Annotated in this window: 7 protein-coding genes and 1 pseudogene; 2 read left to right on the top strand and 6 right to left on the bottom strand. The window is 72.4% G+C overall.

The genetic code is table 11. The features are described 5' to 3' along the window. The 3 genes from AN218_RS37780 to AN218_RS02805 all read right to left on the bottom strand — a co-directional run. The coding region (locus AN218_RS37780; protein ID WP_244900223.1) for a helix-turn-helix domain-containing protein at positions 1-819 on the bottom strand (819 nt) is incomplete at its 3' end. Between the two features lie 374 nt (positions 820-1,193). Further along, complete coding sequence (locus tag AN218_RS02800; protein WP_070014978.1) at positions 1,194-1,601, bottom strand: DUF3017 domain-containing protein; 408 nt, start codon at positions 1,599-1,601, stop codon at positions 1,194-1,196. Beyond that, complete coding sequence (locus AN218_RS02805; RefSeq protein ID WP_070014980.1) at positions 1,598-2,455, bottom strand: bifunctional methylenetetrahydrofolate dehydrogenase/methenyltetrahydrofolate cyclohydrolase; 858 nt, start codon at positions 2,453-2,455, stop codon at positions 1,598-1,600. The genes AN218_RS02800 and AN218_RS02805 overlap by 4 nt, the downstream gene beginning before the upstream one ends. Before the next feature lie 432 nt (positions 2,456-2,887). Here AN218_RS02805 and AN218_RS02810 point away from each other — a divergent pair, with 432 nt between their 5' ends. Continuing rightward, positions 2,888-3,481 (top strand): hypothetical protein, encoded by a 594-nt coding sequence (locus AN218_RS02810; RefSeq protein WP_070014982.1) that lies wholly within the window; start codon positions 2,888-2,890, stop codon positions 3,479-3,481. A gap of 216 nt (positions 3,482-3,697) precedes the next feature. Here AN218_RS02810 and AN218_RS02815 read toward each other — a convergent pair whose 3' ends face one another. From AN218_RS02815 to purN, 3 genes are all read right to left on the bottom strand, one after another. Next, the gene (locus AN218_RS02815; RefSeq protein WP_070014984.1) at positions 3,698-4,204 is read right to left on the bottom strand and encodes a hypothetical protein; all 507 of its coding nucleotides are present in this window, start codon (positions 4,202-4,204) and stop codon (positions 3,698-3,700) included. A gap of 71 nt (positions 4,205-4,275) precedes the next feature. After that, complete coding sequence (gene purH, locus AN218_RS02820; RefSeq protein WP_070014985.1) at positions 4,276-5,892, bottom strand: bifunctional phosphoribosylaminoimidazolecarboxamide formyltransferase/IMP cyclohydrolase; 1,617 nt, start codon at positions 5,890-5,892, stop codon at positions 4,276-4,278. Between the two features lie 7 nt (positions 5,893-5,899). Beyond that, positions 5,900-6,580 (bottom strand): phosphoribosylglycinamide formyltransferase, encoded by a 681-nt coding sequence (gene purN, locus AN218_RS02825; RefSeq protein ID WP_070014988.1) that lies wholly within the window; start codon positions 6,578-6,580, stop codon positions 5,900-5,902. A 327-nt stretch (positions 6,581-6,907) separates the two neighbouring features. Between purN and AN218_RS02830 the strand changes: the two are divergent. Beyond that, positions 6,908-7,155: pseudogene (locus tag AN218_RS02830) on the top strand (hypothetical protein); the annotation flags it as partial.

The following is a 7,155-nucleotide window of genomic DNA, read 5'->3' on the forward strand; positions in this document are numbered from 1 at the left end:
CCCGCGCCGCCTCCCGTACGGCCCGGTGCGTCCGTGCGTCCGGCGCCGCCGCCCTGGCCGGGAAGCGGACGCGGGCGCAGCACCGCCGTCTCGTCGTCCGCGGGCGGGCGGCCGGTCTCCGCGGGAGCGGCGGAGNGCGGAGCTGTCCGCGTCGCTCTCCCGTACCCGTCCGATCGTGATCGTGGAGGTGGAGGGCGGCTCGAAGAAGTCGAAGGAGGACTGGGCGGGCAGACCGTCGGGGCCGACGATGGCGTGCTCCCCGGTGCGCTCCTTCCACTCCTCTTCCTTGGGGCCCTCCGCGCCGCTCGCGGCACCGCTCGGGACCGGCAGCTCCTCCAAGTTTCCGGCGTGGCCGTCCGTTTCGGCAGCCGTGCCGGCTCCCGCGTCCGCGCCCGCCTCCTTGTTCCGGTTCTTGTCGCGGGACTTGGACCTGTCCTTGTTACGCCCCCACTTGCGGCCCTTGGCGGGCTCGTCGTTCCAGAACTCCCCCAGCGCCTCGCGTGCCTGCGCGACGCGGATGGCCTCCATCGTCACGTCGTGCCGCATCTCCTCGCGGCTCCATGCCCGTTCGGCCAGCTCCCACATCGTCTCGAGGTGACGGATGTCGGTGCCCGTCACATCGCCGAGCGCGTGCGTCGCGCCGCGGGGCGGCAGCAGCCGTCCGCCCAGGTACTTCTCCCAGGACGACTTGCTGTAGCCCGTACGGTCCGCGATGGTCGCGACGCTCATTCCGCTGCGGTCGACCAGCCGTCGCAACTGGCTGGTGAACTCCCGGATCTGTGGGTCCAGTTCCTCCGGTAGCGGCCTCCACCGAGGCATGTGCCTCCCCCTGTCCCCCCGAGTTCGTCGACATTTCCCGCGCCAGATCGTCACCTAGTCTGCCACCCCGCACCGTCACTGCATCCAGGGCTGCGGGCCGTACTTCCCCACGGGGGCGCGGGCCGTACGCACACGTCACAGGGTGTGCAGGGGTATGCGCAACGGGCGGGGGGACATGGGCGGATCAGCCCGCCCGAACCGGACGCGGACGCCGCGCCGGCACCTCGCGGTCGCCCGCGGACGACGGCTCCGGGATGCGCCGCCGTCCGCCGAACCGGTCGTCTGACGGCGGCAGTCGGGCCGGTGCGGTCTGCCCGGCGCGGTCACCCGGTACGGTCACCCGGCGCGGAGTCCCGCGGCGCCGTCCGCCGGCCTCATCTGCCGACGACGAAGTGCACGATCTTCTCCAGGACGGGGATCTTCACCCAGGGGTCCGGCTGGGCCATCATCGCCAGCATCACGATCGACAGCCCGAGCACCCCGTACGTCACCATGTCCGTGAACGGCGAGCGCACGGCCAGCATCCCCACGGACGGCATCAGCCGCCGCATCACGGCGCCGGCCAGCAGCGACAGCCCGATGATCAGCGTCCCGGTGCGGAACTCGGCGACCGTGACCAGCAGTCCGACCAGCACTCCGCCGCAGACCGCCAGCAGCGGCCACTGCCGGTACGGCGCCGCGTGCCCGGCGCCCATCGCCCGACGGCCGCCCTCGGGACGTGCCGTGTCACGCGTCACCGCCGGGAAGCGGCGCGAGGTCCCTCCCGCTCCCACGTCGCTCACTCCCCCACGGCGCGCTCGGCCGCCTCGACGACGTTGACGAGGAGCTGTGCGCGGGTCATGGGGCCGACGCCGCCCGGGTTCGGCGAGATCCACGCCGCGACCTCGGCGACTCCGGGGTGGACGTCGCCGACGATCTTGCCGTGCTCGTCGCGGCTGACGCCGACGTCCAGGACGGCCGAACCCGGCGCCACGTCCTCGGGCTTGATCAGATGCGGCACTCCGGCCGCGGCCACGATCACGTCCGCCTGCCGCAGCAGGGCGGGCAGATCGCGCGTACCGGTGTGGCACTGCGTCACCGTCGAGTTCTCGCTGCGCCGCGTCAGCATCAGCGGCAGCGGGCGGCCGACGGTGATGCCGCGGCCGACGACGACCACGTGCGCCCCGTTCAGCTCGACGTCGTGCTCGCGCAGCAGCGTGATGATGCCGCGCGGTGTGCACGGCAGCGGGCCGGGCTCGTTCAGCACCAGACGGCCGAGGTTGGTGGGGTGCAGCCCGTCGGCGTCCTTGTCCGGGTCCATCAGGGAGAGGACGCGGTTGGTGTCGATGCCGCGGGGCAGCGGGAGCTGGACGATGTAGCCGGTGCAGGCGGGGTCCTCGTTCAGCTCCCGTACGGCGGCCTCGATCTCCGCCTGTGTCGCGGTGGCGGGCAGCTCGCGCCGGATCGAGGTGACGCCGATCTGTTCGCTGTCGCGGTGCTTGCCGGCGACGTACTTGCGGCTGCCGACGTCCTCGCCCACGAGCAGGGTGCCGAGGCCGGGTGTGACGCCGTGTGCGCGCAGGGCCTCGACGCGCTCCTTGAGACCGGACTTGATCGCTGCTGCCGTGGCCTTGCCATCGAGAATCTGGGCCGTCATGCGTCCATCTTCGCGGATACGGGTGCGGGGCCGAAATCCGTATCGGTCCGCAGGACGGCACGCGCCGGACGCCCGCGGGCGCGGCACCGCACGGCACCCTCCGCGCACCGCCTGCCGCACCGCCCGCCGCACCGCCCGCCCCCGCGGAACACCTGCCCGTATGGCGGGGGTTGGGGCGCCGCGTTTCGGATTCGCCACATTCGCGGGGTCCGGCTGGACATCGTCACCGTCGGGCGACGAACATGACCGTGTGGCACCGCGCCCGTACGAAGAGAAGGGCCGACGGCCGGAGCCGCACCATCGGGGGAGGCACAACGTGCACGCAGCACACCTCACGCAGTCCACTCACGGCACCTGCGGGGGCGGAACTGTCGTTCCCCCGAGACCTTCGGCCCATTCCGTCCCCTGTCGAACGCTCGGAGGAAGACACTCGTGAGCTACCCACCACCGCCCGGCCAGGACCCGAACAACCCCTACGCGCAGCCGCCGCCCCAGCAGGCGTACGGCTACCCGCAGCAGCCGCAGGGCGGTCAGCCCGGCTACGGCTACCCGCAGCAGGGCGGGTTCCAGCAGCCGGTCCAGGGCGGCTACCCGCAGCAGCCCGGCTTCACCTACCCGAACGCCCCGCAGACGATGCCGGGCACGGTCAACGCCGTCCGGATCATCCTGTTCATCATGGGCGGTCTGGGCATCATCGGGGCCATCTACAACTTCGTGCAGGCCGCGACGTTCAGCGACACCGTGGGCGACGCCGAGTTCGCCAGCATCGGGACCGGCGTCATCATCGCTGGCGCCGTGCTCGGGCTGATCTTCAGCGCGGCCGCGATCTTCCTGGCCTCGCAGTTCACCAAGGGCGGCAACGCGATCCGCATATGCTGCATCGTCTACGGCTCGCTCATGGCGCTCGGCGGACTGTTCGGCCTGATCGTCATCGTGGGCATCATCCCGCTCGCGCTGGGCGTCCTGATCATCGTCTTCATGGCGAAGCAGGACGGCGCGCAGTGGTTCAACCGCGCGCGCTACTGAGGCGGTTGGCGACGCAGACGACGCGCTGAGTCGCCTGCGCGCGCCCGGCGCGGACAGCGCCGAGTCGCACGCAGCACCGCACGCAGCACTCTCCCGACGAGGGCCGTGGCGGCCGCGAGGAATCGCGGCGCACGGCCCTCGCGCTGTGCCGGGAACGGGGTACCGGGTGTGCCGAACGTGCGGGGTACGTACGGGACCGCGACGGGGCGCCGGCGCTCAGGCGCACACCGTACGGGCGTAGTTGACCTGCTGCATGATGTGGTGCACGGCCAGCGGATCGTGCACCGGGATCATCGTCGAGTGGAACCTGCCCCCGCTGTTCACGGCCACCTGTACATGGCCCGCCGTCGTGCGCTCCTTCATCAGCAGGAAGAGCAGCCCCAGGAAGCAGAAGACGAAGAAGACCACCGCGAGCACGATGGCGTGCGTGGGTATCTTCTCCTCGGTCCGGGTCATGTCCGTGACCGTCCATGTGGCGCCGCTCAGCGGCAACTTGCCCGCGGGCGTGACGATCCCGTCGGCCGTCACCGTGATGTCCCCGATGCTGACCAGCGGCTGCGCGTATCCCCCGTCCTGGCCGTAGGCCCCACCGGGCGCGGGTCCCGGTGGGTAGCCGTAACCCCCCTGCGGACCGGGATAGCCGTACGCGGCCCCGCCGTTCTGCGGGGGCATCGGCTCCGCCGGCCCGAATCCGCCCTGTCCTGGCGTCGAGTCGTCCTTCATGACAAACGAGTATGTCGTACGGGAAGCGGCCCGTCAGGCGCCGCCCGCCCGCCGGCTTCCCGGCGCCCCCCTCAGTGGAAGAAGTGCCGTGTGCCGGTGAGGTACATCGTGACGCCGGCGGCCCGCGCGGCCTCCGCCACCGCCTCGTCGCGCACCGAACCCCCGGGCTGCGCCACGGCCTTGACGCCCGCGCCCGTCAGCACCTCCAGCCCGTCGGGGAACGGGAAGAAGGCGTCGGACGCCGCGAACGACCCCGCCGCGCGCTCCTCGCCCGCGCGCTGCACCGCGAGCTTCGCCGCGTCCACGCGGTTGACCTGGCCCATGCCGACGCCGACCGTGGCGCCGTCCTTGGCGAGCAGGATCGCGTTCGACTTCACGGCACGGCAGGCGCGCCAGGCGAAGGCCAGCTCCTCCAGCTCGGACGGCGGGAGCGCCTCGCCCGTCGCGAGCGTCCAGTGGGCGGGGTCGTCGCCCGGTGCCTGGAGGCGGTCCTTGGCCTGGAGCAGCGCGCCGCCCTCGACGGGCCTGAACTCCAGGGCGGCGGCGGGCTGTTCGGCACAGCGCAGCACCCGGATGTTCTTCTTCCGCGAGAGCACCTCGACGGCGCCGTCCTCGTACGCCGGGGCGACGATCACCTCGGTGAAGATCTCCGCGACCTGCTCGGCCATCGCCGCGGACACCGGCCGGTTGACGGCGATGACGCCACCGAAGGCCGACAGGGAGTCGCACGCGTGGGCCTTGCGGTGCGCCTCGGCGACGTCCGAACCGACCGCGATGCCACAGGGGTTGGCGTGCTTGACGATCGCGACGCAGGGCCGGTCGCCGTGCTCGTACGCGGCGCGGCGCGCGGCCTCGGTGTCGACGTAGTTGTTGTACGACATCTCCTTGCCGTGGAGCTGCTCCGCGGCGGGCAGGCCCGTACCGCTGCCGTCGGTGTAGAGGGCGGCGGGCTGGTGCGGGTTCTCGCCGTAGCGCAGGACGTCGCGGCGGGTGAGGGCCGTGCCGGCGAAGGAGGGCAGCGGGCTCGCGGCGGCCGCGTCGTCCGGTGCGTAGCCGTCGGCGAACCAGCCCGCCACGGCCACGTCGTAGGCGGCCGTGTGCTGGAACGCCTCGCCCGCGAGCCGCTTGCGCTCGTCGAACGTGAAGCCTCCGCCGTCCGCCGCCGCGAGCACGTCGGCGTAGCGCCGCGGGTCGACGACGACCGCGACCGACGGGTGGTTCTTGGCCGCCGCGCGCACCATCGAGGGGCCGCCGATGTCGATCTGCTCGACGCACTCGTCGGGCGTCGCGCCCGAGGCGACGGTCTCCCGGAAGGGGTAGAGGTTGACGACGACGAGGTCGAAGGGCTCCACGCCCAGCTCGTCCAACTGCTCGCGGTGCGCGGCCAGTCGGCGGTCCGCGAGGATGCCCGCGTGCACCCGCGGGTGCAGCGTCTTGACGCGTCCGTCGAGGCACTCGGGGAAGCCCGTCAACTCCTCGACGGCGGTCACCGGGACGCCGGCGGCCGCGATCCGCTTCGCCGTCGAGCCCGTCGAGACGAGCTGGACGCCGGCCGCGTGCAGGCCACGGGCCAGTTCGTCCAGGCCGGTCTTGTCGTAGACGCTGACCAGCGCCCTGCGGAGCGTCCGCTTCGACTCCGCGTCCGCCTCGCGGGCGCTGCCCTCGTCGTGCCGTCCGTCCTGGCTCATGCCACGCTCACCCATCCTGCGGCCGTACCTTTCGTCCCTCGATGCGATAGCCGTCGCGGGCCAGACGTCCCACGACATCGACGAGCAGCCGCCGCTCGACTTCCTTGATCCGCTCGTGCAGAGCGGCGCCGGCGTCGGCTTCGTCCTCGTCCAGGACCTCCACCACGCCCTGCGCGATGATCGGTCCCGTGTCGACACCGTCGTCGACGAAGTGGACGGTGCACCCGGTCACCTTGGCCCCGTACGCGAGCGCGTCACGGACGCCGTGGGTGCCGGGAAAACTGGGGAGGAGCGCGGGGTGGGTGTTGACCACCCGGCCTCCGAAGCGGGCGAGGAACCGCTCGCCCACGATCTTCATGAAGCCCGCGGAGACGACGAGGTCCGGGTCGTACGCCTCGGTGGCGGCGGTCAGCGCCGCGTCCCACTCGGCACGCGTGGCGTGGTCGCGCAGCCTGCACACGAAGGTGGGAATCCCCGCCCGCTCGGCCCTGGCCAGGCCCTCGGTTCCGGAGCGGTCCGCTCCGACGGCGACGACACGTGCCCCGTACGCCTGCGCACCGTGGGCGTCGACGGCGTCGAGCAGGGCCTGGAGATTCGTACCGGAGCCGGAGACGAGGACGACGAGACGGGCCGGGCCGTTGCGGGATCGGGGGCTGAAACCCTGACTCGGGCTCTGGTGCGCAGCCACGCGAAGCTCTCTCTCACGGGGTTCCGCCGGGGCCGCGGGGCGCCGGCGGAGGGGAGCAGCGGATTGTGCGGTCGTACGAACTCTTGGAGCGGAGAATTCCGGGGAACTCTACGAAGCGTCCGACCGTCGGCAACGATACCGGCCCCTCACACGGCCCCCTCGGGACGGGGGCCGGAGTGCCAGGTAGCGTCATGAGTGCCGGGCGACCGGTGCGCGGGCCGAGCGCGGCAGCGCGCGAGAGGGCACAGAGCAGGCACAGAGCAGACGAAGAACAGACGAAGAACAGAGCAAGCAGAGCAGACAGGGCAAGGGGAAGACACACTCCACATGACCGACCGACGCCGCCGCCGTGCGGCCCCTTCCGAGGACGCCTCGCGCGAGGAGAACCCCTTCGCGGCACCGCCGGAGGGGCAGCCGGACCAGCCCTGGCAGCCGCGCCGCAGTGGCGCGGGTACGCAGGGCCCGGGTACGCAGCCGGGCCGCGACGCGGGCGGCACCGACGGCTCCGGCGGCTCGGCGGACGGCGACAGCGGTAACGGCAGCGGCAATGGCGACAACGGCGACGGCGGTTCCGG

It is taken from the genome of Streptomyces nanshensis (genome assembly GCF_001751255.1).
Taxonomy (GTDB): domain Bacteria; phylum Actinomycetota; class Actinomycetes; order Streptomycetales; family Streptomycetaceae; genus Streptomyces; species Streptomyces nanshensis_A.